Raw genomic sequence first — 25057 nt, 5'->3', positions numbered from 1 at the left:
GTTCATCGTGAATTTTTGTCAAAAAGTTTTAATCTCAAATTAATGTCGTTGACCGAGACCCCTTTAGATGGTTAATTCGGCGGGTGTTTTCTGGAAAATCAGAAGAGGTCAAATGGGACAGCAGAAACAGGATGAAACCGGCGGCAAGGAAGGGCAGTCTCAAGAGTCAAGTGTGCAACGTTTAGCTAATCCAGCCTTCTCTAACTCTTTAGCCATTGCTTCCTCGGGGGAGTCCCAGCCGAGCGTCTGGCGAGGCCGCCCGTTAAGCAATTTGGCGATGTCATTGAGTTGGGTCTGCGAGAGCGTCGAAAGGTCTGTGCCCTTTGGCAGAAACTGACGCAGCAAGCCGTTGGTGTTCTCATTGCTGCCGCGCTGCCAGGGCGCATGCGGATCAGCAAACCAGATATCGATATTGAGCCGCCTGGAGAGCTCGACATGGCAGGCCATTTCCGTTCCCCGATCGTAGGTCAGGCTCTCGCGAAGAAAGGCCGGCAACTTCTTCATTTGCCGCGAGAAGCCTTCCAGCGCATTCCTGGCCGTACAGCCATCCATGCGGCACAGAATCACGAAGCGCGTCTTGCGTTCGACCAGCGTGCCCACGGCGGAACGATTAAACGCACCCTTGATGAAGTCGCCCTCCCAGTGCCCCGGCAACAGCCGTTGCTCGATCTGCTCGGGGCGATATTGGATGCGCAAATCCTCGGGAACATAGCTGCCGCCAGCAAGCGTCGTGCGCCGATTTCCGCGCGCCGGTTTTTCTTGGCGCAAGGCTGCGATCATGGCTGGTTTCAGCGAGCCACGTGCATACGTGTAAATGGCAGCATAGACCGTCTCGTGGCTGACGTGCTGACTTGGGTCGTCTGGATACATGGCCCGCAGTTTGGCAGCGATTTGCTGCGGCGACCAGCGCCAGTAGACCAGGTGATCATGCACATGCCGATAAAGCGCGCTGCCTTCGATCAACTTGCGCGGCCGTACGCAGCGCCGACGACGCAGCCGATAGGCCGAGGCCGCCTGCGTCGCACAGTAGCGCGGCGCGTCCACGCTGCAATTACGCGCCAGTTCGCGCGACACCGTCGAAGCGCTGCGCCCCAGCAGCCCCGCAATAGTTCTTATGCTGCCGCCCTTTTGATGTTCGATCATGATCGCCGCGCGTTCTTCCGCACTCAAATGCTTGTAGTTCTTCTTCATCGCAACACCCTACCTCATTCAAGGTGTTGCACTTGGAACTAGAGACTAAGAAGAGTGCCAGCTTTGCCGTATCACCTATTCAATCTACTCAAACTTCCCGCCAATGCCGTTCGCCATGGCGCTGAACGCCGAAACCGGCGAATGGTTTCCGTTCGATAGGCTGAAGTCGTATTCAAACGGTTACGACATGGCCGAAGCACTGGGTTACGCATGGGCGTGCGATTGTCGCGAGCGTGCCCCCAAACGGTTCAATGAGCAGTTCGAGTTAAGAGACTCCACTGGCAAGCGCCAGGCGGGGGTGCGTTACCGGATACGCGTCGGTTCGAGGGTCCTTGCGAAAGGCGTCACAGATGCTCAGGGGCGCACCCAGCGTGTTTCAACAGGTAACGCAAAGCAGGTTTTTATCGATGTTGCCGGGTCATAGCGGCGGACAGCAGGTAAGTCTTTTATTATGAGAGAACAGATGACAAATGACTTTTTGAGCAAAAATAGCCAATACCTCAAGACCGACGAGAATGAAGAATGGACCGAGGTCGGCGCAGCCATCACCAATACAACTCCTGGTTCAATATCCAATGTCGTAATCAATACGTTGTCAATATGTGAAAATATGAGCAACGCCGAGTTTCGAAAGCTAATAATGCGTTTGCGAGACACAGCGTTGATTCTAATAAATGAGCGTATTGCTGATGTTGCGCGGTGGGATAAACCGACGCAAGACCGGGTGAAACGCTGGTTTGGCCGGAGCGATCAATTTATCCACCATCGATTGAGTTTCGGCCTGCCCAGGCTGGCAACCGCGATGCAGCAGCTAAAACCCGAGAAGATCATTCGGTGGGACGAACAGAAGGGCATGCAGATTTCGTGTGCAATAGCTCCCGATAGAGGGGGCAACGATGCGGCAGTATGCAAGCCGGATTCGGCACGTAGAATAATCGCAATCTATCCACATTTTTGTACCCTTCCTGATGTTGATGTTTCGACAAATTGCAAGTTGAAGGTCTTGATTCATGAATGTACGCACTATGTCGATACATTCGATTCAGACGATATAGTTTATGGTTTTGGACCTGGTATTGGTTATTGGGCGCAAACTGATCCAGAGGGGGCATGCAGGAATGCAGATAATTTCGCGTGCTATATTGCCCATTTTGATACCCTCAGTGAATTTTCCGAAAAGAAGATTTGGTAATATGATCAAAAAAATTATTTTATCCGTTTTTTTTGTATTCTCTTTTGCTGTATCGCAGCAATTGATGGCTTGTACGATATCAGAAGATTTGACCGAAAGCGTTCCACTGAACTACCAAGGAATTCCAAACGCCTACCGTCTAAAAATGGCTTAGTCTCTAGTTCCAAGTGCAACACCTTGAATGAGGTAGGGTGTTGCGATGAAGAAGAACTACAAGCATTTGAGTGCGGAAGAACGCGCGGCGATCATGATCGAACATCAAAAGGGCGGTAGCATAAGAACTATTGCGGGGCTGCTGGGGCGCAGCGCTTCGACGGTGTCGCGCGAACTGGCGCGTAATTGCAGCGTGGACGCGCCGCGCTACTGTGCGACGCAGGCGGCCTCGGCCTATCGGCTGCGTCGTCGGCGCTGCGTACGGCCGCGCAAGTTGATCGAAGGCAGCGCGCTTTATCGGCATGTGCATGATCACCTGGTCTACTGGCGCTGGTCGCCGCAGCAAATCGCTGCCAAACTGCGGGCCATGTATCCAGACGACCCAAGTCAGCACGTCAGCCACGAGACGGTCTATGCTGCCATTTACACGTATGCACGTGGCTCGCTGAAACCAGCCATGATCGCAGCCTTGCGCCAAGAAAAACCGGCGCGCGGAAATCGGCGCACGACGCTTGCTGGCGGCAGCTATGTTCCCGAGGATTTGCGCATCCAATATCGCCCCGAGCAGATCGAGCAACGGCTGTTGCCGGGGCACTGGGAGGGCGACTTCATCAAGGGTGCGTTTAATCGTTCCGCCGTGGGCACGCTGGTCGAACGCAAGACGCGCTTCGTGATTCTGTGCCGCATGGATGGCTGTACGGCCAGGAATGCGCTGGAAGGCTTCTCGCGGCAAATGAAGAAGTTGCCGGCCTTTCTTCGCGAGAGCCTGACCTACGATCGGGGAACGGAAATGGCCTGCCATGTCGAGCTCTCCAGGCGGCTCAATATCGATATCTGGTTTGCTGATCCGCATGCGCCCTGGCAGCGCGGCAGCAATGAGAACACCAACGGCTTGCTGCGTCAGTTTCTGCCAAAGGGCACAGACCTTTCGACGCTCTCGCAGACCCAACTCAATGACATCGCCAAATTGCTTAACGGGCGGCCTCGCCAGACGCTCGGCTGGGACTCCCCCGAGGAAGCAATGGCTAAAGAGTTAGAGAAGGCTGGATTAGCTAAACGTTGCACTTGACTCTTGAGACTGCCTGGTGAGTATGGTATTGAATGCCCGGCAATGGCCGAATGTTGAGATTCAAGCCCAAATCGTCGCAAACGCTTACGTTGGGGAAGCCAATGCTAAAGAACTGGCAGAGTCGCGGGGTAAGCTGCTAAAAGAATTTTTGATTGAACTTGGTATAAAGCCGCCATATATATATGTTGACACTCATCTGGAGAAATTGCCTTATCCAAAAGATAGCACTGGGCGCAGTGGATATCTACAGCTTAGCGTGGGTCTCATGCCGTTATGCAAGGGTGGCTGCCAGCGACTGTGCGACGATCCGCGCATGACGCCGACAAGCAAGGCAATCAAGTAGGCCTCTGCTGCCACCTAAAGGCACTGCTTCGGCCGAGCCGCAATCTTGCTCATTCGCCCCTACTGCTGGGACTTGCTGTGAACGACTTAGTCTCTAGTTCCAAGTGCAACACCTTGAATGAGGTAGGGTGTTGCGATGAAGAAGAACTACAAGCATTTGAGTGCGGAAGAACGCGCGGCGATCATGATCGAACATCAAAAGGGCGGCAGCATAAGAACTATTGCGGGGCTGCTGGGGCGCAGCGCTTCGACGGTGTCGCGCGAACTGGCGCGTAATTGCAGCGTGGACGCGCCGCGCTACTGTGCGACGCAGGCGGCCTCGGCCTATCGGCTGCGTCGTCGGCGCTGCGTACGGCCGCGCAAGTTGATCGAAGGCAGCGCGCTTTATCGGCATGTGCATGATCACCTGGTCTACTGGCGCTGGTCGCCGCAGCAAATCGCTGCCAAACTGCGGGCCATGTATCCAGACGACCCAAGTCAGCACGTCAGCCACGAGACGGTCTATGCTGCCATTTACACGTATGCACGTGGCTCGCTGAAACCAGCCATGATCGCAGCCTTGCGCCAAGAAAAACCGGCGCGCGGAAATCGGCGCACGACGCTTGCTGGCGGCAGCTATGTTCCCGAGGATTTGCGCATCCAATATCGCCCCGAGCAGATCGAGCAACGGCTGTTGCCGGGGCACTGGGAGGGCGACTTCATCAAGGGTGCGTTTAATCGTTCCGCCGTGGGCACGCTGGTCGAACGCAAGACGCGCTTCGTGATTCTGTGCCGCATGGATGGCTGTACGGCCAGGAATGCGCTGGAAGGCTTCTCGCGGCAAATGAAGAAGTTGCCGGCCTTTCTTCGCGAGAGCCTGACCTACGATCGGGGAACGGAAATGGCCTGCCATGTCGAGCTCTCCAGGCGGCTCAATATCGATATCTGGTTTGCTGATCCGCATGCGCCCTGGCAGCGCGGCAGCAATGAGAACACCAACGGCTTGCTGCGTCAGTTTCTGCCAAAGGGCACAGACCTTTCGACGCTCTCGCAGACCCAACTCAATGACATCGCCAAATTGCTTAACGGGCGGCCTCGCCAGACGCTCGGCTGGGACTCCCCCGAGGAAGCAATGGCTAAAGAGTTAGAGAAGGCTGGATTAGCTAAACGTTGCACTTGACTCTTGAGACTGCCCGATGAGCAGTTCGACCATGATGACGATGACGTTAGGCCAACGGTTAGCGTCGGCAACCGTGTCAGCGATCGGTCTCCTCGGATGCGGGGCGGTGGTGATTCGGCCAGTACGGATGTAAGTGGACCGGCAGCATCTGCACAGGCAAAAGCGTTAGCCGCCACCTCGAGCCCCATCGCGGACGCCGGATCGGCCACGTCCACGATCACAAAACTTCAGCGCTATCAGATCGACCCCACGAAGGTCTTCGTCGCGGGTATCTCGTCTCGTGGTTTCGCGGCAGTAGGCTCACGCATCAACCGTTGGCATGAGATCAGATGTCGCGCGTCCGCGGGATGACAACGGCCTGGCCGTGCAGTTTGCCGTCCGCGTCGCGAAGTTGCCACAGCGTGGCTTCCTCGATCATGAAGCGCTGGCCGGACTTAGTGACACGCACGCCCTTGTAGCCCGCCTCGTAGCCCAGCCGCTGGACGCGTGCCAGGAATTGCTGCCGCTCCTCGCGGTTCGGGGCCTCGGCTGAGAGTCGGGACGGCAGTCGGATGATTTCATCCCAGCTGTATCCAAAGCGGCGCTGTGCGGCCTTGTTGCCGTAAATAAAGAGCGGGTCGGGATCGGTGTTGTGCGCGAGTACCGCGAATGGGGCACTCTCGTAGAGCCATTCGGTTGCTTCGTCCACGGGCATGGCCTGCGGCACCAGCGGACGACCAAGCCGCTGGGCGTAGCTGTCGGCAAGGAGCTGATAGAAAGCTGGATTGCGGTGGAGCGGAATCATCTGAGACGTCTGGACGGAGATCGTGGACCTATGCAAGGGCGTAGGCGCTCACGATACAGCATCTGCAAGCGAAGTTTCGCCAACTTATGTTATCCAATTAGACTCGATCTGGAACATTGCGCTCCATCTTGCCCCGACGCGAATCTCTCATACATGCCCCAGCACCTTCCACCAAAGCGGCCCAACGACCAGCCAGGCCACCATGTAAAACAGGCTCATCAAAAATCCCGCCTTCCACCATTCGCCCTGGGTCACGTAGCCCGCGCCGAACATGACGGGACCGGAGCCGATGCCATATTGCGTCAGGCAGCCGTTCACATTGCTCAGAATGCCGAGCGAGACTGCGGCGACGAAGGGCGGGACGCCGGCGGCGACCATCAGTGCCATGGAGAGCGGAAACAGCGCGCTGATATGCGCGGTGGCGCTGGCGAAAAAGTAGTGAATGTAAACGTAGATCGCCGCCACCAGCATATAGACCGCCAGCATCGGAAAGCCCGCGAGATGCGCGCCGAATTCCTTGCCGAACCAGCTCACCATGCCATATTCGTTGAGCTTGGAGGCCAGCATGATGAGCAGGCCGATCCAGATCATCGTGTCCCAGGCGGACTTCTCGTTCAGCGCGTCCTGCCAGGTCAGCACGCCGCTGATGAACAGCAACGAGACGCCGATCGCCGCCGCGAGCGTCGCGCCGACGCCGAGATCGTCGCCGAACACCCACAGCACCAGCAAGCCGACGAAGATGCACGCCATGATGATTTCTTTGACCGAGATGGGCCCCATCGTCGTGAGCTCCCGTTGCGCGAGGTCGGTGGCATCGGGGGTGCGTCTGACCTGCGGCGGGGCGATCCACAGCATGGCGATCGGAATCACGGCGAGGCACAGCAGACCGGGGATCGACGCCGCCACCGCCCAGTCGAGCCAGCTGATCGACACGCCCTGGTCCGCGGCCAGCCTGACCGCCAGCGGATTGCCCGCCATTGCCGTGATGAACATGCCCGCCGTGATGATGTTCGCGTGGAAGGCGCAGAGAATCAGGTAGCGTCCCACCTTCACGCGTGATTCCGGATCGTCGGCGTGACTGCCCAGCACTTCGGAAATGGCTCGCGTGATCGGCAACATCACGCCGCCCGCGCGCGCGGTGATGCTCGGCATCGCGGGGGAGATCACGAGTTCGGTCAACACGAGCCCGTAGCCGAGCCCCGTCGTTCGCTTTCCCAGCAATCGCATGAACAGAAGCGCGATCCGGCGGCCAAGGCCGGTCTTGATCACGCCGCGTGAAATGAAAAACGCGAGCATCACGAGCCATACGAGGTCGGTGCCGGTGGATTTGGTGACGTCGGCAAACGACAGAACGCCGACGAGCACGCCAATGGTCGAGCCGATGATGGCAACCACCGACATCGGCAGCGGGGCGGTCATGATGCCGGCAATGGTCGCGACGAACACGGCGAACATATGCCACGCCTTCGGCTGGAGGCCGGCGGGCGCGGGCAGAAACCACAGCGCGACGCCGACCGCGATCGGTACCAGATATTTCCAGACGCCGGCCGGCAGTCCGACCGAGGGCTTCGGCGTGGCGGGAGGCGAGCTGGTGGGCCGTGAAACCTTGGCAGGTGTAGGAGCCATGATGGACCTCGTGCCGGCGTGGTTGGGTTTTTTCGGAGTGCGCGGGAAGGCGTCACCGCTCGTGGAGCACGCTTTCCGTCGCGTCCTTGACGATGCGCGCGCTACCTAGCAAGGTCTCGCGCTCGACAGGGTCGAGTTCCGGATAGGCGATCAACCGCGCGCCCGCGCCATTGACGACCATTGGCAGCGACACGCACACGTCCGGTACGCCTTCCACTTCGGGCTGGACGATGCCAACCGTGAGGATCAGGTCGGTATCGTGCACGATGGCCTCGCAGATCCTTCCTATCGCGCTGGCGATGCCGTAATGGGTGGCGCCTTTGCCTTCCTTGATGAGCTTCGCCGCCTCGTGGACGGAGCGCAGGATCAGATCCCTGCTGGCGGGGCCCAGCTCCTTGCCGTTGCGCGTCAGGAAGGTTTCGAGGGGCATGCCGCAGACCGTTGCGGCGGACCACTGGATCACGGCCGATTCGCCGTGCTCGCCGAGCACATAGGCGTGAATCGCGGAGGCCACCACGCCGAGCCGCTCGGACAGCAGGGAGCGCAGCCGCCCGGTATCGAGCGAGGTGCCCGTGCTGATGACGCGCTCGCGCTCGCAACGCAGTTGGTCGTAAACGGCGCCGGTCAGCACGTCGCATGGGTTGGTCGCGATCAGATAGATGGCGTCGGGCGCGAGCGGCGCGATCTGCCCGACGATTTCGGTCGCGATGTCCGCATTGGTTCTGGCAAGGTGCAGGCGAGTCTCGCCGGGTTTGACGCCGGCGCCGGCCGTGATCACGACGATGTCGGCGTCACGCGCGTCTTCGTAGTCCCCTGCGCGAAAACGGCTGTGCCCCCAGAATGCCGCGGCGTGGGCGAGATCGAGAACCTGTCCCTCAGCACGCACCCGCGCGACATCGATGATGACGACTTTCGCGCTCGGAATGGCCAACGCCACGAACAGGGCTGCCGATCCCCCGACCAGCCCCGCGCCGACGATAACGATCTTGGCCTGCCGCATAGCGAACCTCGTCAAGTTCGGGCTTCAGCCCCCTCGAAGCATAGTCGCATGCGCGCGTTTGTCATCAATCGGACCTTGGTCCTACACGGCCGCGGCGCGTTTTTTCACGCGGTCCGCTCAACCCATTGACTCCGCCAATCCGGGGCCTCGAACGGATCAGCAAAATACTGCGTCTCGCGGACGACCTTGCCTTCGCGGAACTCCATCACGCTGACCGTGTAAGCGATGCGCCCCTGATAGTTGATCGTGTACTCGGTGATCCACAGATTGCCCTCGCCTTGAATTCGCCTGATCGTGAAACCCGATGGCTTGCCGGGATGATGGCCGCGCAGAGCCTGCAAATTGGCTCGTCCATGAATTCGCTCGCCTGATTGGGGATAGTCGCAGATCGCATCGTCGGCGTAGATAGCGTGTTCGGCGTCGAGATCGCCGTCCGCCGACGCTCGCCAGTGTGCGTTCAAGGCTTCACGTATCGCTTGTTCGTTCATGGAGTGCCTCCAGAGTCGGGTATTGCAGTCGACCAGCCGCGCGTGGCCGTCGCGTTGAAATTTCGCCGCCAGCGCATAGTCTGCGCCATAAAATCCCTGGCCCCACCCTTGCTGCAAGTACTCCCCCGGACGTGCAAAAAATGTCTGGCGCCTGCAGGGATTGCTCGCCGGGTAGTCCGGTCATTCGGACTGCCGGCTTGCACGCGCGGGCCGCGACATCCGCTTGCCGTCTCCTTTGTTGCGAACGCTCTGCAGAGAAGGCGAGCGCTCGGTGAGCATTGGCGACATCTGTTGCTCCGCCCGCCGCGCGCCCGCGAACTGCTGCCTGAACTCAACCGGTGTCATGTCCTTGGCGGCTTTGAATTGCCGGTTGAAATTCGCGACGTTCGCGAATCCGGAGCGCGTCGCAATGACGGAAATCGGCGCTTGCGTATCGGTCAACATCCGGCATGCGTGGCCGATTCGTACGCGCGTCACGTAGCGCCCGACGCTCTCGCCAAGATGCTGCGTGAAATGCCGCGTCAACGAGCGCTCGGAAAGCCCCGACGCCTTGGCCAGCGCGGAAAGCCGAAGCGGATGCGCGAACTGTGTTTCGATCAACGCGAGCACGCGATTGATCTGATCGGATTCGTGGCCAGTCGGCGTTCCGGGTCGCGCGTCGAATGCGCTTGGGGACGCGAGCGGCGTGGCGGGGAGCGCCGACAGCAGATCCAGTACATCGAGCGCCGCCTGCAAGCGTTCGCGCGGTTTGTCGGACAGCAGGCGGTCGAGGTGTTCGCGCATGCGTGTGCCGGCACCGTCTTCGAACGCGAGGCCGCAGGCCGCTCTGCGCAACAGGTCGCAAAGTCCGTTGTATTCGGGGCAGACATCGGCGAGTCGCCGCACCCACGCGCCGTCGAACCATACGACGATCGCGACCTGCGGGTGCGCCGCGTCGATCGAACGGTTCGAGGCCCAAGTGTGCGGCAGATTCGGCGGCACCAGCACCAGATCGTCCGCGCCGTAGGTCGCGACGGAGTCTCCGATGTACCGCTTGCCCTGACTGTTCAGCGTCAGCGTCAGCTCGTACTCGGGATGGTGGTGCCATTCGAAAGGGATGCGGGGCAGCCGGCGGTGGTAAACCCTGACCGAACAGTCCCGGCCAAAATCCACATGTTCAAAAGCGGCTTTCATGTCTGAAATCGTCAAATCTTTGACCGGATAGTATCACGCAGGCGGCGATCGTTCGCGTACGCTTCAAGCATCAGAAACCACATGGAGACGATGCCATGGCCCTGCAAATCGACGACCTGCCGGCAGCGATCCGTCAAGCGAAGCGCGAACTGCGCGCGATGCTGCCGAACTACCGCGACGTGTTCGCCGACGTCGAAGCGGCGATGACGAAGGAGGCGGAGCGAATCGCGACGCTGCGTGAGCGCGGCGAGCCGGTCATTCCGGAAATCCAGTTCGCCGACATCGTGGCGAACCGGGTCACCGACGAGCAGATCGCGCTCGTCAAAGCGCGCGGCGCCTGTGTGATCCGCAAGGTGTTCGGCCGGTCGCTCGTCGAGCAATGGGATCAGGACATCGCCGACTACGTCGAGCGCAACGACCTCGACGCAAAGCTGCAGAATCGCGCGGAAGACAAGTACTTTGGGCAGCTCGCCTCGAGCAAGCCGCAAATCTACGGTGTGTACTGGTCGAAACCGCAGGTGCTCGCGCGGCAATCGACCGAGCTCACGCAGGCCCGCGTGTTCCTGAACCGGCTGTGGCGCACCGAAAGCGAAGGGCGCGTGCATTTCGATCCGAACCATGTGCCGGTATATGCGGACCGCCTGCGCCGTCGGCCGCCCGGATCGGAATCGCTCGGGTTGTCGGCGCATTGCGACGGCGGTTCGGTGGAGCGCTGGATCGAGCCGAACTTCCGCAAGGTCTATCGCCATGTGTTCTCGGGCCACTGGCGCGACTACGATCCGTTCGACGCCGCGTGGCGAACCGAAGTCGAGGAGATCGCATCGCCGGCCGTCTGCTCGATGTTCCGCACGTTTCAAGGCTGGACCGCGCTGACGCCGCAGGGTCCCGGCGACGGCACGCTGCAGTTGGTGCCAATGGCGAACTCGATGGTCTACATCCTGTTGCGCGCGCTTCAGGATGATGTCGCCGAAGACGATCTGTGCGGAGCGCTGCCGGGGCGCGCGCTGTCGATCAAGTCCGACTATCACGCGCCGCTGTTTCATGCGCTGTCGTCGATTCCGCTGATGCAGGCGGGCGACACCGTGTTCTGGCATAGCGACGTCATTCACGCGGTCGAGGACGCGCATCGCGGCAACGGCTATAGCAACGTGATGTATATCGCTTCGCTGCCGGGCTGCGCGAAGAACGATGCGTATCTGAAGCGGCAACTGCCGGGCTTTCTCGAAGGCAGGAGCCCGCCGGATTTTCCGGCCGATCATTTCGAAGTCGATTTCGTCGGCCGCGCGACGCCAGACGATCTCACCGAGCTTGGCCGTGCGCAAATGGGCTTCGATTTGTGACCGGAACGGGCATGGCCGCGTCTGGATCGGGAGCAGAACTTGCTGCCGCTTCAGCATGGCAACGACCTAAGGAGGACCGGCCATGGCAACCACACCGAACAAGGACGAAAACCCGATCCGCCCGGATCAGTCCGACGTCGTGCAGACGGATCTGCCCGACCTCGGTCCATCGCAGGACCCGGATGAGCCGCCGCTCGATCCCGACATCGACCCCGATAGCGAGGACGACAAGCCATAGACGAGCGCATTCGCCCGATAAAAAAAGAATCGAAGTGAAATGCGGGCGTTTCTGATAACCGCGGCAGTTCCCACATGGCAGAATTGCCGCGCGAGTTCGGTTTTGCCATGAGTGCCGCGCATAGCGACTTCAACGGAGACGGAGGTTTGCCGGAGCGATGCGCTCCGTGACAGCCTCGCTGACGGGGCGTCTCCGCGCGCACAAAAAGATGCACGCGAGCGACACGCGTGTCCCTGAGCCGCTACAACTGACTCTCGATCGCGGCTTTATCGATGACCGACCAGACTTGCTGGATCTTGCCGTCACCAAACTCGTAGAAGACGTTCTCGGAAAACTCCACCCGTTTTCCCTGCACGGGAAGCCCAAGTAACATGCCGATGGGTGTGCAGTCAAAATGCAATCGGCTTGCGATATGTGGCGGCTCGCAAACCAGCATCTGAATCTCGAAATGCAGGTCGGGAATTTCGCGGAAGTCTCTTTCCAGCATCTCGCGATAGCCCGACAAACCGATTCGTTGGCCGTTGTACTTCACGTCTTCGCCAACGAAGTCTCGCAGCTTTGACCAGTCCTGCGTGTTCAGGCAGGCGATATAGCCGCGGTAGAGTTCCGACAGATTGAATTCGCTCATCGCAATCGTCTTCCATGCTTCAGTGGATAAGCCGATTGTCGGCGATCCGAGACTTTGCGTTGCACGGCTGCCAGGGATTTTCGTCGGAAGCCGTAACTATCCGTTGCAGTGAACACCCCCGATGCGCGCCGCATCACCCACGCACGCATGCCAGAAACCCCTCCAGACAAACCCGGATTGCTGCGCCGATTTCCCCGCTGCTATCGTTCGCTGGACAGTGTGGAAGCGCTTCCACTTAAGCGTTCACAGTAAGTCCGAACGCCAGCGCCTCAGTTCCACCACACCCGGTTCAACGACCTCATCGGCAGGAGAGAATCCGTGGTCAACGATGCATCCGCAGTCATCGACGCCGCCCGTCCAACCGCTCACGGCGAACCGCATTCCGATCCATTCACACCGCCCGCCGATTCGTCGCTGTGGCGCCAGGATTTCCTGCTCGGCGCGGCCACCGCGTCGTATCAGATCGAAGGCGCGGTCAACGAAGACGGCCGCCTGCCGTCGATCTGGGACACGTTCTCGGCCACACCGGGCAAGGTGTTGGCCGGCGACACCGGCGCCGTCGCGTGCGATCACTATCATCGCTGGGAACAGGACGTCGACCTGCTCGCGGGCCTCGGCCTCGAAGCGTACCGGCTGTCGACCGCATGGCCGCGTGTGATGGACGAAAACGGCACGCCGAACCGCAAGGGGCTCGACTTCTACAAGCGCCTGCTCGGACGGCTCAAAGAGAAGAACATCACGACTTTCGTCACGCTTTATCACTGGGACCTGCCTCAGCATCTCGAGGATCGCGGCGGCTGGCTCAATCGCGAAACCGCGTACCGTTTCGTCGATTACGCGGATCTGATGAGCCGCGAGCTGCACGGCCTCGTCGATGCGTGGGCGACGCTCAACGAGCCGTGGTGTTCGGCGTACCTCGGCTACGGCAACGGCCATCACGCGCCGGGACTCTCGAACCTGCGCTTCGCCGCGCAGGCCATGCATCATCTGCTGCTCGCGCACGGTCTCGCGATTCCGGTGCTGCGCGCGAACGATCCGCGCTCGCACAAGGGCATCGTCGCGAATGTCGGGCGCGGCACGCCGAATAGCGACAGCGCCGCCGACCGTCGCGCGGCCGAGCTGTTCGAAGTTCAGCACAACGCGTGGATTCTCGATCCGCTGTTCAAGGGCGAGTATCCGCAAGACCTGTTCGAGTTGTGGCCTGGCAGCGGGCCGCTCGTGCTCGAAGGCGACATGCAGACGATCAATACGCCGCTCGATTTTCTCGGCATCAACTATTATTTCCGCACCAACGTGGCGAGCGATGGTGGGCACGGTTTCAAGGAGGTGCCGCTCGAGGGTGTCGAGCGCACGCAGATGGGCTGGGAGGTTTACCCTGACGGTCTTCGCGACCTATTGACCGGTTTCAGGGATACCTATGCCAATCTGCCGCCGATCTACATCACCGAGAACGGCATGGCATCGGACGACAAGGTGATCGACGGCCGCGTCGAGGACACGCAGCGCATCTCGTTCCTGAGGCGCCATCTCGCCGCGGTCGATCAGGCGATCAAGGCGGGCGTCGACGTGCGCGGCTATTTCCTGTGGTCGCTGATGGACAACTTCGAGTGGGCTTTCGGCTATGAGCGGCGCTTCGGCATCGTGCACGTCGACTACCAAACGCAGAAGCGTACGGTCAAGCGCAGCGCGGAGCTGGTGTCGAAATTCCTCGAAGATCGCAACGCGCAAGCGCAATAAACACAATTAAAACGACGCAGCAACGATGTAAAGCCGGGTGGAGCTGGAAGGTATTTCGACTTGACACACGGGCGCTGAGCCTGGAGGAGACGGAATGAACAGCAACAGAATGGTCTTGCGAGGCGTAGTTGCGGCACTGGCGCTGTATGGCGTCGTCGCGCATGCGGAACCGCTCAAGGCTAACGTGATTCACTGGTGGACCTCGGGCGGCGAGTCGGCCGCGATTCGGCAGTTTGCCGTCGCGTACGACAAGGCCGGCGGCCAATGGGTCGACAACGCAGTCGCCGGCGGAGATCAGGCGCGCGCCACCGCGATCAACCGGATCGTCGGCGGCGATCCACCCACCGCCGCCCAGTTCAATACGTCGAAGCAGTTTCACGATCTGATCGACCAGGGACTCCTGAATAACGTCGACGACGTCGCCGCGAAAGAAAACTGGAACGGCATTTTCCCGCAGTCGATTCTCGACAGTATCCGCGTGAAGGGCCATTTCTACGCGGCGCCGGTCGACATTCATATGCCCGCGTGGTTCTTCTACTCGAAGCCGGTGTTCCAGAAAGCGGGCATCGCGAGCGAGCCCAAAAGCTACGACGAATTTATCGCCGATCTCGGCAAGCTGAAGAGCGCGGGCGTGATTCCGCTCGCGTTCGGCGGCCAGCCGTGGCAGGAGAAGATCACGTTCGACGCGGTGCTCGCCGATGTGGGCGGCCCGGACCTGTATATGAAGGTCTATCGCGATCACGATCAGAACGCGGTGAACTCCGATGCGTTCAAGAAGGTGCTCGTGTCGTTCAAGCGGCTGCACGATTTCGTCGATCCGGGCTCGCCTGGCCGCAACTGGAACGACGCGACCGCGCTCGTGACTTCGGGCAAGGCCGGCGTTCAGATCATGGGCGACTGGGCGAAGGGCGAGTTCGTCGCGGCGAATCAAACGGCGGGCAAGGACTTCGGCTGCTTCCCGGGCTTCGGTCCTCGTTCGCCGTATCTGGTCGCGGGCGACGTCTTCGTGTTCCCGAAGACCGACAGCGCGTCGGCGATCAAGGCGCAGAATCTGCTCGCCACGGTGATGACCTCGCCGTCCGCGCAGGTCGCGTTCAGCGCGAAGAAGGGCTCGATTCCGATCCGGTCTGACGTCGACGAAAGCAGCCTCGACGTCTGCGCCAAGGAGGGCATCGCGATCATGAAGGACAAGTCGCGCCAGTTGCCGAATCCGGAAATGCTGCTGTCGCCCGATATGCAGGGTGCGCTGACTGACGTCGTGACGAACTTCTGGAACAAGAACGAGTCCGTCGACGACGCGCAGAAAGCGTTCGCCAGCGCGTTGAAGGGCTAGGCCTCGCCGTGCACGCGCTCAAGCTGCCAGCCGGGGGTCCGAAACCACAGGGCAAGTCGCACCCCAAACCGCGAAACAAGCCGCTGAACCGGCGGTTTTCGATCGCGGTCTGGCTGGCCTTGCTGCCGATGCTCCTGACCGTCGTGTTCACGTACCTGGGCACGATGGTCTGGACCGCGCGCGTGTCGCTCAGCAATTCGCACACGTTTCCGTCGAACGACTTCGTGGGCTTCACGCAGTACGTGCGGCTCTTTCACAACGACCGCTGGTTGACGTCGCTGCAGAACATCGTGATCTATGGCGCGTGTTTCATCATCGCGTGCATGGTGATCGGCTTGCTGCTGGCGATCTTTATCGATCAGCGCGTGGTCGCGGAAGGCGCGTTGCGCACGGTGTTTCTGTATCCGTACGCGATGTCGTTCGTCGCGACCGGGCTCGTGTGGCAATGGATCCTGAATCCCGCGCTCGGTGCGCAGCAGGTGCTGCGCAATCTCGGCTTCGCGCATGCGCGCTTCGACTGGATCGTCGATCAGGACTGGGTCATCTACACGATCGTGATCGCGACCGTGTGGCAGGCTTCGGGCCTCGTGATGGCGCTGTTGCTCGCGGGCCTGCGCGGCATCGACGAAGAGTTGTGGAGAGCCGCGCGCGTCGACGGCATTCCACGCTGGCGCGTGTACGCGAGCATCGTGGTGCCGATGCTCGGACCGTCGATCTCGACCGCGTTCGTGCTGCTGTTCGTGATGGTCGTGAAGCTGTACGACGCGGTCGTCGCGATGACGCAGGGCGGCCCCGGCACTGCGAGCGAAGTGCCGGCCAAATTCATCATGGACTATCTGTTCGGGCGCGCGAACATCGGCCTTGCGTCGGCCGCATCGATCGTGCTGCTCGCGACGGTGCTGGCGGTTCTCGCGCCGTTCTTCTATGCACGCAGCCGTGCGGCGCTGCGCGGGGAGAGAGGATGAACACGCTCGATTCCACGCTCAAAGGCGGCATGCCGCATCGCGCGCGCACGCGGCCCCGCCGCTCGGCGTTCTCGCCGGCGCGGCTCGGCATCTACGCGTTTCTGCTCACCGCGGCGGTGTTCTTTCTGCTGCCGCTCTACGTGATGCTGGTCACGTCGGTCAAACCGATGAGCGAGATCCGCCTCGGCAATCTGCTCGGCTTGCCAATGCATTTCACGCTCGACGCGTGGAGCGCCGCATGGCAGTCGGCCTGCACCGGGCTCGATTGCAACGGCATTCGCGTCGGCTTCTGGAACTCGGTGCGTATCGTCGTGCCTAGCACGGTGCTGTCGATCATGGTCGGCGCGGTGAATGGCTACGCGCTGTCGTTCTGGCGGCCGCGCGGCGCGGGTCTGCTGTTCGGCGTGCTGCTCGTCGGCGCGTTCATTCCAGTGCAGGTAATGATCTATCCGCTCGTGCGCGTGCTCGCGAGCGTGCATCTGTTCAGCTCGCTGCCGGGCATCGTGCTGATCCATACGATGTTCGGCATGCCGGTGATGACGCTGCTGTTCCGCAACTACTACGCGTCGATTCCGCAGGAGCTGTTCAAGGCCGCGCGCATCGACGGCGGCAGCTTCTGGCGCATCTTCTTTCAACTGATGCTGCCGATGTCGACGCCGATCATCGTCGTCGCGCTGATCATGCAGGTCACGAACATCTGGAACGACTTCATTCTGGGCCTCGTGTTCGCTGGCACGAAGAATCTGCCGATGACGGTGCAGTTGAACAACATCATCAACACGACGACCGGCGAGCGGCTCTACAACGTCAATATGGCGGCGACGATCCTGACGTCGCTGGTGCCGCTCGCGGTTTATTTCATTTCGGGCCGCTGGTTCGTGCGCGGCATTGCGTCGGGCGCCGTCAAGGGGTAGGGCATGGCAAACATGGCTAATACGATCGATGCGGCCGGCGTGCCGGGTGCAAGCGCTGACGTTGACTCCGACGCCGCGGCGCTCACGCATCCCGCCAATGTGGCGGTCCGCAATCTGACGATTCGCCTCGGTTCGAACACGGTGATCGAGAACCTCGATCTCGACGTGCTCGCCGGTGAGTTCGTCGTGCTGCTGGGGCCGTCGGGATGCGGCAAGTCCACGCTGTTGCACAGCATCGCGGGATTGATCGACGTCAGCGACGGCAGCATCGAGATCGCCGGCGAAGACATGACGTGGGCCGATCCGAAGGATCGCCGCATCGCGCTGGTGTTCCAGTCGTACGCGTTGTATCCGACCATGAGCGTCGAGCGCAACCTGTCGTTCGCGCTGCGCATCAACGGCACGCCGAAGGCGGAAATCGCGCGGCGTGTCGCCCGCGCGTCGGAGATGCTGCAACTGGGGCCGCTGCTCAAGCGCAAGCCGTCGCAGTTGTCGGGCGGACAGCGGCAGCGCGTCGCGATCGGCCGCGCGATCGTGCGCGAGGCCGACGTGTTCCTGTTCGACGAGCCGCTGTCGAACCTCGACGCGAAGCTGCGCACCGAACTGCGCCGCGAACTGAAGCAGCTGCATCACAGCCTGGGCGCGACGATGATCTACGTGACGCACGACCAGGTCGAGGCGATGACGCTCGCGACGCGCATGGCCGTGATGCGCGGCGGCGTGATCCAGCAGTTCGGCACGCCGGCCGAGGTCTATGCGCGGCCGAACAATCTGTTCGTGGCGACCTTCCTCGGCTCGCCGGCGATGAATCTGCTGAGGGGCACGCTCGAGACGCGCGACGGCGCGCTTCACTTTTGCACTGGGCAGGTGCGGATCGACGTGTCGGCGTACGCGTTCAAGGGGGCGCCCGCGCAGGGCGTGCGCTGCGTGCTCGGCGTGCGTGCCGAAGACGTGCATATCACGGAAGGCGCCAGCGAGCGCGCGAAAGTTTCGCTGATGGAGCCGATGGGCAACCACCGCGTGATCTGGCTCGACTATCATGGCGAACAGATCGCGTCGATCGATCAGACCAAAGCGCCGATTGCGGAGGATGACACCGTGGCGTTCTCGTTCGACGCCGCGCATGTCTCGCTATTCGACGAAGCGAGCGGCGCGCGCTTATAACGCCGCGGCGCGTCACGCGCGAAGCGGCTCGTCGAGACAGGCTTGATGGAGAACCGCGTGGCAACACTCAAGGACGTCGCGGAACTGGCCGGCGTGGGCATGTCGACCGCCTCACGAGCCATTTCCGGCAAGGGACCGATTTCCGCCGATGCCGCGGCGCGCGTGAAGGCGGCGATCGAGGCGCTGAATTTCCGCCCGTCGTCGATCGGCCGGGCGATGGCGACGCAGCAGCTCGGCATCATCGGCATCTTCGTGCCGACCTTCTTTGGTTCCTACTACGGCACGATCCTGAAGCAGACCGACACCGAGCTGCGCGCGGTGGGGCGCCATGTCGTGGTCGCGACCGGTTGCGGCGAGGTGTCGCCGCGCGAGCAGGCGATCGAGGCAGTGCGCTTTTTGATCGGCCGCGATTGCGATGGCGTGGTCGTGATCAGCCACGATCTGCACGACGAAGACCTGATCATGCTGCATGGCATGCATCCGAAGATGGTGTTCCTGAATCGCGCGTTCGAGCAGTTGCCCGAGGCGTCGTTCAGCGCGGATCATCGGCGCGGCGGCGAACTCGCGGCGCGCACGCTGCTCGATCACGGGCATCGCGACATCGCGGTGATTTCCGGGCCCGCTACCGCGTCGGACAACGTGATGCGGATCGACGGCTTTTTCGCCGAGCTCGCGCGAGCCGGCATTGCGCGCGACGACGTCACGCTGATCGAATCCGACTTTTCGCCCGAAGGCGGCTACGCGGCCGCGCAGAAGCTGCTCGAGACGCAGCGGCGCGTGACCGGCCTGTTCTGCGCGAACGACACGATGGCGGTCAGCGTGCTCGCGCGCTTTCACCAGGCGGGCATTTCGGTGCCGCACGACATCTCCGTGATCAGCTACGACGACGACTACTCGGCCGCCTACGCGGCGCCCGGGCTCACGTCGGTGCATATTCCAACCGGGGAACTTACGCAAAACGCGGTGCGCTGGCTCATCAACCAGTGTTACGGCACCACCTGGGAGATCTTGCGCGAGTTTCCGCTCAGCGTGACGATGCGCGAATCGGTCGGGCCAGCGCCGATGCCGAAGAAAAATACGCGCGGCGCAAAGCGGTAGAAGGGTTTGCCTAATCGTGGCGGTGTGATGCCTGGCGCGCGGACGCGCGCCGTGGCGGCCTATTCGCGTTTTCACTTGCGTATCGACGATCTCTTTAAGGCTCCCGTAATCCTTCGCAATAGTGCTTTGCGGTTTTCCCTCATTAAACTTACTTCAAATTTCTTTACACTTCCCGGTAACAAGTTGTTACGGGGTGAGTGTGATGTTGGCCATCTTTCTGATCGCCTGTCCGATCTGCATCGCTGCGCTGTTCGGTTTCGCGCGCCATGTGGACCCGCAGACAGGGCAATTCAAACGGTAGATCTTCTTCGCGCGTTTTTTTCCGCGGCTGCGCCGTGGAGATTTTCGCTTTGCGATTAACGTCCGTTAGTCTGTTGTGCGCTTGAAAGGAGCAATCGTTTGCGTTCTTTCGGTTTGCTTTCTCGTTTTCGTCAATAGCCCGTTCTCCCTTCCATAAGTCTTGCCTTGGCGCGCCGGTTCGCGGCACGATGCGCGATTACTTTCGTTTTAGGTCAGCATCGCGTATGCAAGATTCTCTGCAAAAAATGGCGGCGCGTGCCAGCGTGCTGAAGGGCGTTCTTCCTTTGAGCCGGATTGCGGCGGCGCGCGATGCGCTGGCCGGTGTGCAGCTTGCGTCGATGGATATTCCTCAGGTCCTCGGCTATGCGCGCATTGCCGGCATGCCGGCCGTCACCGGGCTCTACACGGTGTTCCTGCCGCTCGTCGCGTTCGCGTTCTTCGGTGCTTCGCGGCATCTGGTCGTGGCCGCCGATTCGGCCACCGCGACGATCTTCGCGAGTCGTCTTTCGACGATGGCGCCCGCGTCGAGCGCCGAGTATGCGGCGCTCGCGGCGATGGTCGCGTTGCTGACGGCCGCGTTGCTGTTCGTCGCGCGCATCTTCAAGCTCGGCTTTCTCGCCGATTTCCTGTCGCGTACGGTGCTGGTCGGCTTTCTTGCGGGCGTCGGCGTGCAGGTCGGCATCGCGATGCTCGGCGACATGCTCGGCGTGCCCGGACATGCGGCGAGCAGCGTGAAACAACTGCTGCTCGTCGTGAGCGACGCCGCGCAGATCAATCGGCCGACACTGGCGATCTCGCTGCTCGTGGTGACCGCGATTCTCGTCTGCAAACGTTTCTGGCCGCGTCTGCCGGTGCCGTTGGTCGCGGTCGTCGCGGGCATTGCCGCGAGCGATGTGTTCGGCTTCGCCGCGCACGGCATCTCCATCCTCGGACCGGTGGAGGGCGGATTGCCGCCGCTGCGGATTCCGTCGGTGACGTGGCAGCAGATGCTCGATCTCGTGCCGGTCGCGGCGTCGTGCTTCGTGATGATCGTCGCGCAAAGCGCCGCGGCGAGCCGGGTGTTCGCCGACCGCTATCACGAGCCGGTCGATACCAACGCAGACCTGCTCGGCATCGCGGCCGCCAACGCGGCGGCGGCGTTTTCCGGCGCGTTCGTCGTCAACGGCAGCCTGACGCAGACCGCGATGGCCGATCGCGCCGGCACGCGCAGCCAGTTCGCGCAGCTCGTGTTCGCGGCGGTCGTGGTGGCGGTGCTGCTGTTTTTCAGCCGCTATCTGCAGTATCTGCCGCACTGCATTCTCGCGAGCATCGTGTTTACGATCGCGATCGGCCTGATCGATCTGCAGTCGCTCTTTTCGATTCGCCGCGAAAGTCCCGGCGAATTCGCGCTGGCGTTGTTCACGGCGGCGGCGGTCGTGCTGATCGGCGTCGAGCACGGCATTCTGGTCGCCGTCGCGTTGTCGTTACTGCGCCACGTGCGACACAGCTACCGCCCGCACACGATGATGCTCGCGCCCAACGGCGACGGCATGTGGGTGCCGGTGCCGGCGGTGCCCGGCGTGGAGACCGCGCCTGGGTTGATCGTCTATCGTTTCGGCGCCGATCTGTTCTACGCGAACGATCATTTTTTCGTCGACGATACGCGCCGCCTGATCGATCACGCACCGAACGCCGTGCGCTGGTTCGTCGTCGATGCGAGCGCGATTACGGATGTCGATTATTCGGCGGCGCGCTCGGTGGGCGAGTTGTGCTCGGCGCTCAAGCGCAATGGGATCGAGGTGGTCTTTGCGCGGGTGAATCGCTATTTGCGCTCGGATATGGATCGGCATGGAATCACGCCGATCGTCGAGGAGCGCTGTATTTTCGGCACGCTGCATGAGGCGCTGAGCATGGCGGGAGTGGAGAATCCGCATGAGCGGGTCAAGGGGGCGCCATAACGGGCCGCCCTGGCTTCGCACTGAGGCGGCGCATGCCGCGAACACCGCCTCGGACGGGCAAATTGCCAGCAAACGTTGTCTGCGCCTCATTTGTTGTCGCTTGCCTCAATTATTCTGACGTTCCGCTTCGACGAGCAGATATCGATTACAGGAACATGAACAGCTTCGATTCGACCATCGAAACATATCTGTCCAGCATACACTTCGGTCATTTCGCGACCCAATCGATACAAGCCATCGCCGACCTCTACACCTTTAAAGGCCTGGTACTGATTGCCGTGCTTTGGTGGATCTGGTTTCAGCAAGACGGGCGCCCCGAATGGCGGCGCGAAATAGTTCTCGCGACGCTTCTCAGCGGTGTCGTGGCGCTCTTCGTCGGAAGGCTGCTGGCTCACTGGTTGCCATTTAGAGTGCGTCCCATCTATAGCGCCGAACTTCATCTGCAGTTCGCGAGCGGCGCGACCCAGACTGCGCAGTTGTCAGACTGGAGTTCGTTCCCAAGCGATCACGCCATGCTGTGGATGGCCGTCGCCACCGGCATCTTCCTCGTGTGGCGGGGCATCGGGGTGCTGGCGCTTCTCTACACCGCGCTCTTCATTTGCCTTCCGCGGGCCTATCTCGGCTTTCACTATCCGACCGATTTGTTGGTAGGGGGCGCCGTGGGCATCGTGATTACCTTGGTCCTGACTCGAGATGCGATCCGCGCGCGCTACGCGACCCCGGCGCTGCGATGGATCGAACGCCATCCGGGACCTTCTGCAATGCTGGCCTTCATTTTGTGTGTCGAACTCGTCACGCAGTTCGAAGAACTGCGTGCTCTGGCGTTCGGAGTGTTCAAACATCTATGACCCGCGCGGAGCGCCACGGCGCATGCCGATATTCTTGAGGTTCGCCCTGGCGCCGCCTTTCAGTGAGCTGAGATTAGCGAGCACACTCTATTGCCATCTCATGCAATATTCTGTCTAATGAATTCAGAATAAAACGGCCGATTTATTCGGCTCGCTGACTTAGTCGACGGGGTTCACTTCATGTACTCTCTGCTGCCGCTCAAGGCCCAGGTGCGCCGTCACGCGCGAACGCTCGCCGGGTATTTTCCAGCTCCATTTTCACGCGACGAATCAAGCAGTGTCGACATCCTCGGTGTCATGACCCCCGGGCTGCTGAACGGGAACACCCTGCTGAACCTCAACTACGGCGAAGTGGACCACTTCACCGGCAAAACCCGCGCGACGGGCACCTTATTCGTCGCAATTGGCGACGACTTCGTGCGCGTCGCCACTTCGGTCAAAAGGCAAACCGGCGAGCGGGCCGTGGGCACGGTACTCGACCGCTCGCATCCCGGCTATCGGATGCTGCGCCGCGGGCGACCCTACACCGGTTACGCGACGCTATTCGGCAAGCAATACATGACACGGTACGAGCCGATCCGGGACAGTTCTGGCGAGATAATCGGCGCGCTGTATGTCGGCCTCGACGTCAGTGAGGTGTGGAACCTGTCGATCGGAGCCAGACTCGCGCTGCTTACGCTGGCCGCCAATACCGTACTTCTGCTGGGCTATGGTCGGCTGCTGGAGGCCGTGATCCCCCCCGACCGATCGAGCCCGGGAGCGGCATTGCCCGCTTTCCTGCAAACCGGGGTGATCGGCTTCGGGCTACTCGGCGCGCTGCTGGTCAGCGCGCTGGTCTTCGTGACGACCCGGCGCGGTCTCGGCATGCAACTGCTCGAAGCGAAGGCCGCCGCCGAAAAACTCGCGGCCGGCGATTTGACCGCGCAAGTTCATGTCAGCCGGCGCGACGAACTGGGCCAGTTGATGCAGGCAATGAACGGCATCAGTGTCGGTTTGGCCTCGGTAGTCGGCAACGTCCGACGTGCCTCCGATATGATCGCGCTGGGCGCGCGCGAAATTGCGGCCGGCAACGCGGAGCTTTCGTCCCGCACCGAGGCGCAGGCTGGCTCGCTCGAGGAAACCGCATCGACGATGGAACAATTGACGGCGATGGTCCGCGCCAATGCCGAACGCGCTTCGCACGCCAACCAACACATCGCCTCGGCCTCCGATCTCGCGGTCAAAGGCGGCACCGTGGTGGGGCATGTGGTGACCACCATGTCGTTGATCCGCGGCAGTTCACACAAGATCGTCGACATCATTAGCATGATCGACTCAATTGCCTTTCAGACCAATATCCTGGCTTTGAACGCGGCCGTCGAGGCAGCACGCGCCGGCGACCAGGGACGCGGCTTTGCGGTCGTCGCCGCCGAGGTGCGCAGCCTGGCCCAACGCAGCGCCATGGCCGCCAAGGAAATCAAGGCGCTGATCACCGACTCGGTCGGCAACGTCAATGCAGGCGGCGAACTGGTCGACCAGGCTGGCCGGGACATGACCGAAATCGTCACGGCTGTCGATAGTGTGGTCACTTTGATGGGTGAGATTACCCACGCGAGCAACGAGCAAAGTACCGGCATCGGCGAAGTCAACCGCGCGATCGGGCAGATGGACGAGATGACCCAGCAGAACGTTGCCCTGGTGGAGCAGGTGGCAGCCGCGGCAGCCAGCATGCAAGAACAGGCGTCCACATTGGAAGATGCCGTGCAGGTATTTCGGCTGGTAGGCGATGGGCAAACTGACATTCGCCCCATACGATGAGCGCTGCGCGCGAGGTGCACGCAGGCGTTTCTCGCACTTTCCTGGACTAGAATGGGTTATTGCCGACGTCGTAGACGTATCTGGTCAGCCCGACGTGCGGGATTCTCGTTGGAGGAATGCCATGCCGACTTACCGGTACAGGTGTGAGAAGTGCGGTGAGATGTTCGAACACGCCGAGCATCTTGCTGAACATGAAAACGCTCATCCGGCTTGCCCAAAGTGCGGAAGCGAGAAGGTTCTGCACACACCCACGCCATTTGTGCCGAAAACCTCCAGAAAGAGCTGAAACCTGTCTGACCGGGCGACGGCAAAATCCGGGCCTTTGCAGCCGTTGCCCATGCTTTCGCGCGGACATTCGTGCGTCGGTTCAGCCCTGCCGGCGGATCTACGCTCGCAGATCCTCCCGTCGCCTTGTGGGATGGCGTAAGGCGGTTACCGACTGTGCGGCGCGTGTTTATCAGGAGCCTGAAACGGGATGTCACACCAAAAACGCCGACTCGTTTGAAATCCTATGCACATCTGCGAGACGTGAGCCGACTTGCGCTCCAGACTCGGGCCGTTTCAAGCTCGTGCCTGCTTAC

The 25057-nt window shown here is 61.1% G+C and carries 24 protein-coding genes; 17 read left to right on the top strand and 7 right to left on the bottom strand.

Annotated features, from left to right (window positions below):
• Positions 1-159 precede the first annotated feature (159 nt).
• Positions 160-1191: an IS30 family transposase gene (locus tag OKW26_RS14880; protein WP_429354091.1), complete on the bottom strand. Its 1032-nt coding sequence runs from the start codon at positions 1189-1191 to the stop codon at positions 160-162.
• Between the two features lie 115 nt (positions 1192-1306).
• Here OKW26_RS14880 and OKW26_RS14875 point away from each other — a divergent pair, with 115 nt between their 5' ends.
• The 5 genes from OKW26_RS14875 to OKW26_RS14855 all read left to right on the top strand — a co-directional run bounded on the left by OKW26_RS14875 (position 1307) and on the right by OKW26_RS14855 (position 5106).
• Positions 1307-1615 (top strand): hypothetical protein, encoded by a 309-nt coding sequence (locus OKW26_RS14875; RefSeq protein ID WP_429354090.1) that lies wholly within the window; start codon positions 1307-1309, stop codon positions 1613-1615.
• A gap of 39 nt (positions 1616-1654) precedes the next feature.
• Positions 1655-2383 (top strand): M35 family metallo-endopeptidase, encoded by a 729-nt coding sequence (locus OKW26_RS14870; protein WP_429354089.1) that lies wholly within the window; start codon positions 1655-1657, stop codon positions 2381-2383.
• 199 nt (positions 2384-2582) lie between these two features.
• Entirely contained in the window at positions 2583-3605 is a 1023-nt protein-coding gene (locus OKW26_RS14865; RefSeq protein ID WP_429352295.1) for an IS30 family transposase, read from the top strand.
• A 16-nt stretch (positions 3606-3621) separates the two neighbouring features.
• On the top strand, positions 3622-3948 hold the full coding sequence (locus OKW26_RS14860; RefSeq protein ID WP_429354088.1) for a hypothetical protein: 327 nt from the start codon (positions 3622-3624) through the stop codon (positions 3946-3948).
• Between the two features lie 135 nt (positions 3949-4083).
• A complete protein-coding gene (locus tag OKW26_RS14855) occupies positions 4084-5106 on the top strand; it encodes an IS30 family transposase (protein WP_429352295.1) in 1023 nt (340 codons plus the stop codon).
• 325 nt (positions 5107-5431) lie between these two features.
• Here the strand turns inward: OKW26_RS14855 and OKW26_RS14850 are convergent, their stop codons facing one another.
• From OKW26_RS14850 to OKW26_RS14830, 5 genes are all read right to left on the bottom strand, one after another.
• Entirely contained in the window at positions 5432-5890 is a 459-nt protein-coding gene (locus OKW26_RS14850; RefSeq protein ID WP_429354087.1) for an MEKHLA domain-containing protein, read from the bottom strand.
• A gap of 147 nt (positions 5891-6037) precedes the next feature.
• The gene (locus OKW26_RS14845) at positions 6038-7516 is read right to left on the bottom strand and encodes a DASS family sodium-coupled anion symporter (protein WP_429354086.1); all 1479 of its coding nucleotides are present in this window, start codon (positions 7514-7516) and stop codon (positions 6038-6040) included.
• 52 nt (positions 7517-7568) lie between these two features.
• Positions 7569-8516: a lactate/malate family dehydrogenase gene (locus tag OKW26_RS14840; RefSeq protein WP_429354085.1), complete on the bottom strand. Its 948-nt coding sequence runs from the start codon at positions 8514-8516 to the stop codon at positions 7569-7571.
• 104 nt (positions 8517-8620) lie between these two features.
• Positions 8621-9004, bottom strand: coding sequence for a nuclear transport factor 2 family protein (locus tag OKW26_RS14835; RefSeq protein ID WP_429354084.1), 384 nt, complete (start codon positions 9002-9004; stop codon positions 8621-8623).
• A 180-nt stretch (positions 9005-9184) separates the two neighbouring features.
• Positions 9185-10177, bottom strand: a complete 993-nt coding sequence (locus OKW26_RS14830; protein ID WP_429354083.1) for a helix-turn-helix domain-containing protein — start codon at positions 10175-10177, stop codon at positions 9185-9187.
• A 95-nt stretch (positions 10178-10272) separates the two neighbouring features.
• On the opposite strand from OKW26_RS14830, the gene OKW26_RS14825 reads away from it, so the two are divergent.
• Positions 10273-11517 carry a DUF1479 domain-containing protein gene (locus OKW26_RS14825; RefSeq protein ID WP_429354082.1) on the top strand — a complete coding sequence of 415 codons (1245 nt, stop codon included), beginning with the start codon at positions 10273-10275 and terminating at the stop codon, positions 11515-11517.
• An 82-nt stretch (positions 11518-11599) separates the two neighbouring features.
• Entirely contained in the window at positions 11600-11755 is a 156-nt protein-coding gene (locus OKW26_RS14820) for a hypothetical protein (protein ID WP_184065349.1), read from the top strand.
• 241 nt (positions 11756-11996) lie between these two features.
• Here the strand turns inward: OKW26_RS14820 and OKW26_RS14815 are convergent, their stop codons facing one another.
• Positions 11997-12383 (bottom strand): ester cyclase, encoded by a 387-nt coding sequence (locus tag OKW26_RS14815; protein ID WP_429348248.1) that lies wholly within the window; start codon positions 12381-12383, stop codon positions 11997-11999.
• A 318-nt stretch (positions 12384-12701) separates the two neighbouring features.
• Between OKW26_RS14815 and OKW26_RS14810 the strand changes: the two genes are divergently transcribed.
• The 10 genes from OKW26_RS14810 to OKW26_RS14765 all read left to right on the top strand — a co-directional run bounded on the left by OKW26_RS14810 (position 12702) and on the right by OKW26_RS14765 (position 24762).
• On the top strand, positions 12702-14120 hold the full coding sequence (locus OKW26_RS14810; RefSeq protein ID WP_429354081.1) for a GH1 family beta-glucosidase: 1419 nt from the start codon (positions 12702-12704) through the stop codon (positions 14118-14120).
• Positions 14121-14214: 94 nt separating this feature from the next.
• On the top strand, positions 14215-15453 hold the full coding sequence (locus OKW26_RS14805; RefSeq protein WP_090806416.1) for an ABC transporter substrate-binding protein: 1239 nt from the start codon (positions 14215-14217) through the stop codon (positions 15451-15453).
• An 8-nt stretch (positions 15454-15461) separates the two neighbouring features.
• A complete protein-coding gene (locus OKW26_RS14800) occupies positions 15462-16418 on the top strand; it encodes a carbohydrate ABC transporter permease (protein WP_429354080.1) in 957 nt (318 codons plus the stop codon).
• On the top strand, positions 16415-17332 hold the full coding sequence (locus OKW26_RS14795; protein ID WP_090806412.1) for a carbohydrate ABC transporter permease: 918 nt from the start codon (positions 16415-16417) through the stop codon (positions 17330-17332). The genes OKW26_RS14800 and OKW26_RS14795 overlap by 4 nt, the downstream gene beginning before the upstream one ends.
• A gap of 3 nt (positions 17333-17335) precedes the next feature.
• Complete coding sequence (locus OKW26_RS14790) at positions 17336-18496, top strand: ABC transporter ATP-binding protein (protein WP_429354079.1); 1161 nt, start codon at positions 17336-17338, stop codon at positions 18494-18496.
• Between the two features lie 45 nt (positions 18497-18541).
• Positions 18542-19594 carry a LacI family DNA-binding transcriptional regulator gene (locus tag OKW26_RS14785; RefSeq protein WP_184049508.1) on the top strand — a complete coding sequence of 351 codons (1053 nt, stop codon included), beginning with the start codon at positions 18542-18544 and terminating at the stop codon, positions 19592-19594.
• 524 nt (positions 19595-20118) lie between these two features.
• Positions 20119-21831 carry a SulP family inorganic anion transporter gene (locus OKW26_RS14780; RefSeq protein ID WP_429354078.1) on the top strand — a complete coding sequence of 571 codons (1713 nt, stop codon included), beginning with the start codon at positions 20119-20121 and terminating at the stop codon, positions 21829-21831.
• Positions 21832-21986: 155 nt separating this feature from the next.
• Complete coding sequence (locus tag OKW26_RS14775) at positions 21987-22679, top strand: phosphatase PAP2 family protein (protein ID WP_429354077.1); 693 nt, start codon at positions 21987-21989, stop codon at positions 22677-22679.
• Between the two features lie 180 nt (positions 22680-22859).
• Complete coding sequence (locus OKW26_RS14770; protein ID WP_429354076.1) at positions 22860-24476, top strand: methyl-accepting chemotaxis protein; 1617 nt, start codon at positions 22860-22862, stop codon at positions 24474-24476.
• Positions 24445-24762 (top strand): FmdB family zinc ribbon protein, encoded by a 318-nt coding sequence (locus OKW26_RS14765; protein WP_409259621.1) that lies wholly within the window; start codon positions 24445-24447, stop codon positions 24760-24762. The genes OKW26_RS14770 and OKW26_RS14765 overlap by 32 nt, the downstream gene beginning before the upstream one ends.
• Positions 24763-25057: the final 295 nt, after the last annotated feature.

The organism is Paraburkholderia sp. 32 (genome assembly GCF_050435345.1).
Classification (GTDB): domain Bacteria; phylum Pseudomonadota; class Gammaproteobacteria; order Burkholderiales; family Burkholderiaceae; genus Paraburkholderia; species Paraburkholderia tuberum.
The sequence above is the reverse complement of the archived record's forward strand: the minus strand, read 5'-3'. Positions and strand labels throughout refer to the sequence as shown.

Excerpts from the sequence above, each read along its gene's own strand:
- OKW26_RS14880 (WP_429354091.1), bottom strand. The coding sequence starts at position 1,191 with ATGAAGAAGAACTACAAGCATTTGAGTGCGGAAGAACGCGCGGCGATC.
- OKW26_RS14875 (WP_429354090.1), top strand. The coding sequence starts at position 1,307 with ATGGCGCTGAACGCCGAAACCGGCGAATGGTTTCCGTTCGATAGGCTG.
- OKW26_RS14870 (WP_429354089.1), top strand. The coding sequence starts at position 1,655 with ATGACAAATGACTTTTTGAGCAAAAATAGCCAATACCTCAAGACCGAC.
- OKW26_RS14865 (WP_429352295.1), top strand. The coding sequence starts at position 2,583 with ATGAAGAAGAACTACAAGCATTTGAGTGCGGAAGAACGCGCGGCGATC.
- OKW26_RS14855 (WP_429352295.1), top strand. The coding sequence starts at position 4,084 with ATGAAGAAGAACTACAAGCATTTGAGTGCGGAAGAACGCGCGGCGATC.
- OKW26_RS14850 (WP_429354087.1), bottom strand. The coding sequence starts at position 5,890 with ATGATTCCGCTCCACCGCAATCCAGCTTTCTATCAGCTCCTTGCCGAC.
- OKW26_RS14845 (WP_429354086.1), bottom strand. The coding sequence starts at position 7,516 with ATGGCTCCTACACCTGCCAAGGTTTCACGGCCCACCAGCTCGCCTCCC.
- OKW26_RS14840 (WP_429354085.1), bottom strand. The coding sequence starts at position 8,516 with ATGCGGCAGGCCAAGATCGTTATCGTCGGCGCGGGGCTGGTCGGGGGA.
- OKW26_RS14835 (WP_429354084.1), bottom strand. The coding sequence starts at position 9,004 with ATGAACGAACAAGCGATACGTGAAGCCTTGAACGCACACTGGCGAGCG.
- OKW26_RS14830 (WP_429354083.1), bottom strand. The coding sequence starts at position 10,177 with ATGAAAGCCGCTTTTGAACATGTGGATTTTGGCCGGGACTGTTCGGTC.
- OKW26_RS14825 (WP_429354082.1), top strand. The coding sequence starts at position 10,273 with ATGGCCCTGCAAATCGACGACCTGCCGGCAGCGATCCGTCAAGCGAAG.
- OKW26_RS14820 (WP_184065349.1), top strand. The coding sequence starts at position 11,600 with ATGGCAACCACACCGAACAAGGACGAAAACCCGATCCGCCCGGATCAG.
- OKW26_RS14815 (WP_429348248.1), bottom strand. The coding sequence starts at position 12,383 with ATGAGCGAATTCAATCTGTCGGAACTCTACCGCGGCTATATCGCCTGC.
- OKW26_RS14805 (WP_090806416.1), top strand. The coding sequence starts at position 14,215 with ATGAACAGCAACAGAATGGTCTTGCGAGGCGTAGTTGCGGCACTGGCG.
- OKW26_RS14795 (WP_090806412.1), top strand. The coding sequence starts at position 16,415 with ATGAACACGCTCGATTCCACGCTCAAAGGCGGCATGCCGCATCGCGCG.
- OKW26_RS14790 (WP_429354079.1), top strand. The coding sequence starts at position 17,336 with ATGGCAAACATGGCTAATACGATCGATGCGGCCGGCGTGCCGGGTGCA.
- OKW26_RS14785 (WP_184049508.1), top strand. The coding sequence starts at position 18,542 with ATGGAGAACCGCGTGGCAACACTCAAGGACGTCGCGGAACTGGCCGGC.
- OKW26_RS14780 (WP_429354078.1), top strand. The coding sequence starts at position 20,119 with ATGCAAGATTCTCTGCAAAAAATGGCGGCGCGTGCCAGCGTGCTGAAG.
- OKW26_RS14775 (WP_429354077.1), top strand. The coding sequence starts at position 21,987 with ATGAACAGCTTCGATTCGACCATCGAAACATATCTGTCCAGCATACAC.
- OKW26_RS14770 (WP_429354076.1), top strand. The coding sequence starts at position 22,860 with ATGTACTCTCTGCTGCCGCTCAAGGCCCAGGTGCGCCGTCACGCGCGA.
- OKW26_RS14765 (WP_409259621.1), top strand. The coding sequence starts at position 24,445 with ATGGGCAAACTGACATTCGCCCCATACGATGAGCGCTGCGCGCGAGGT.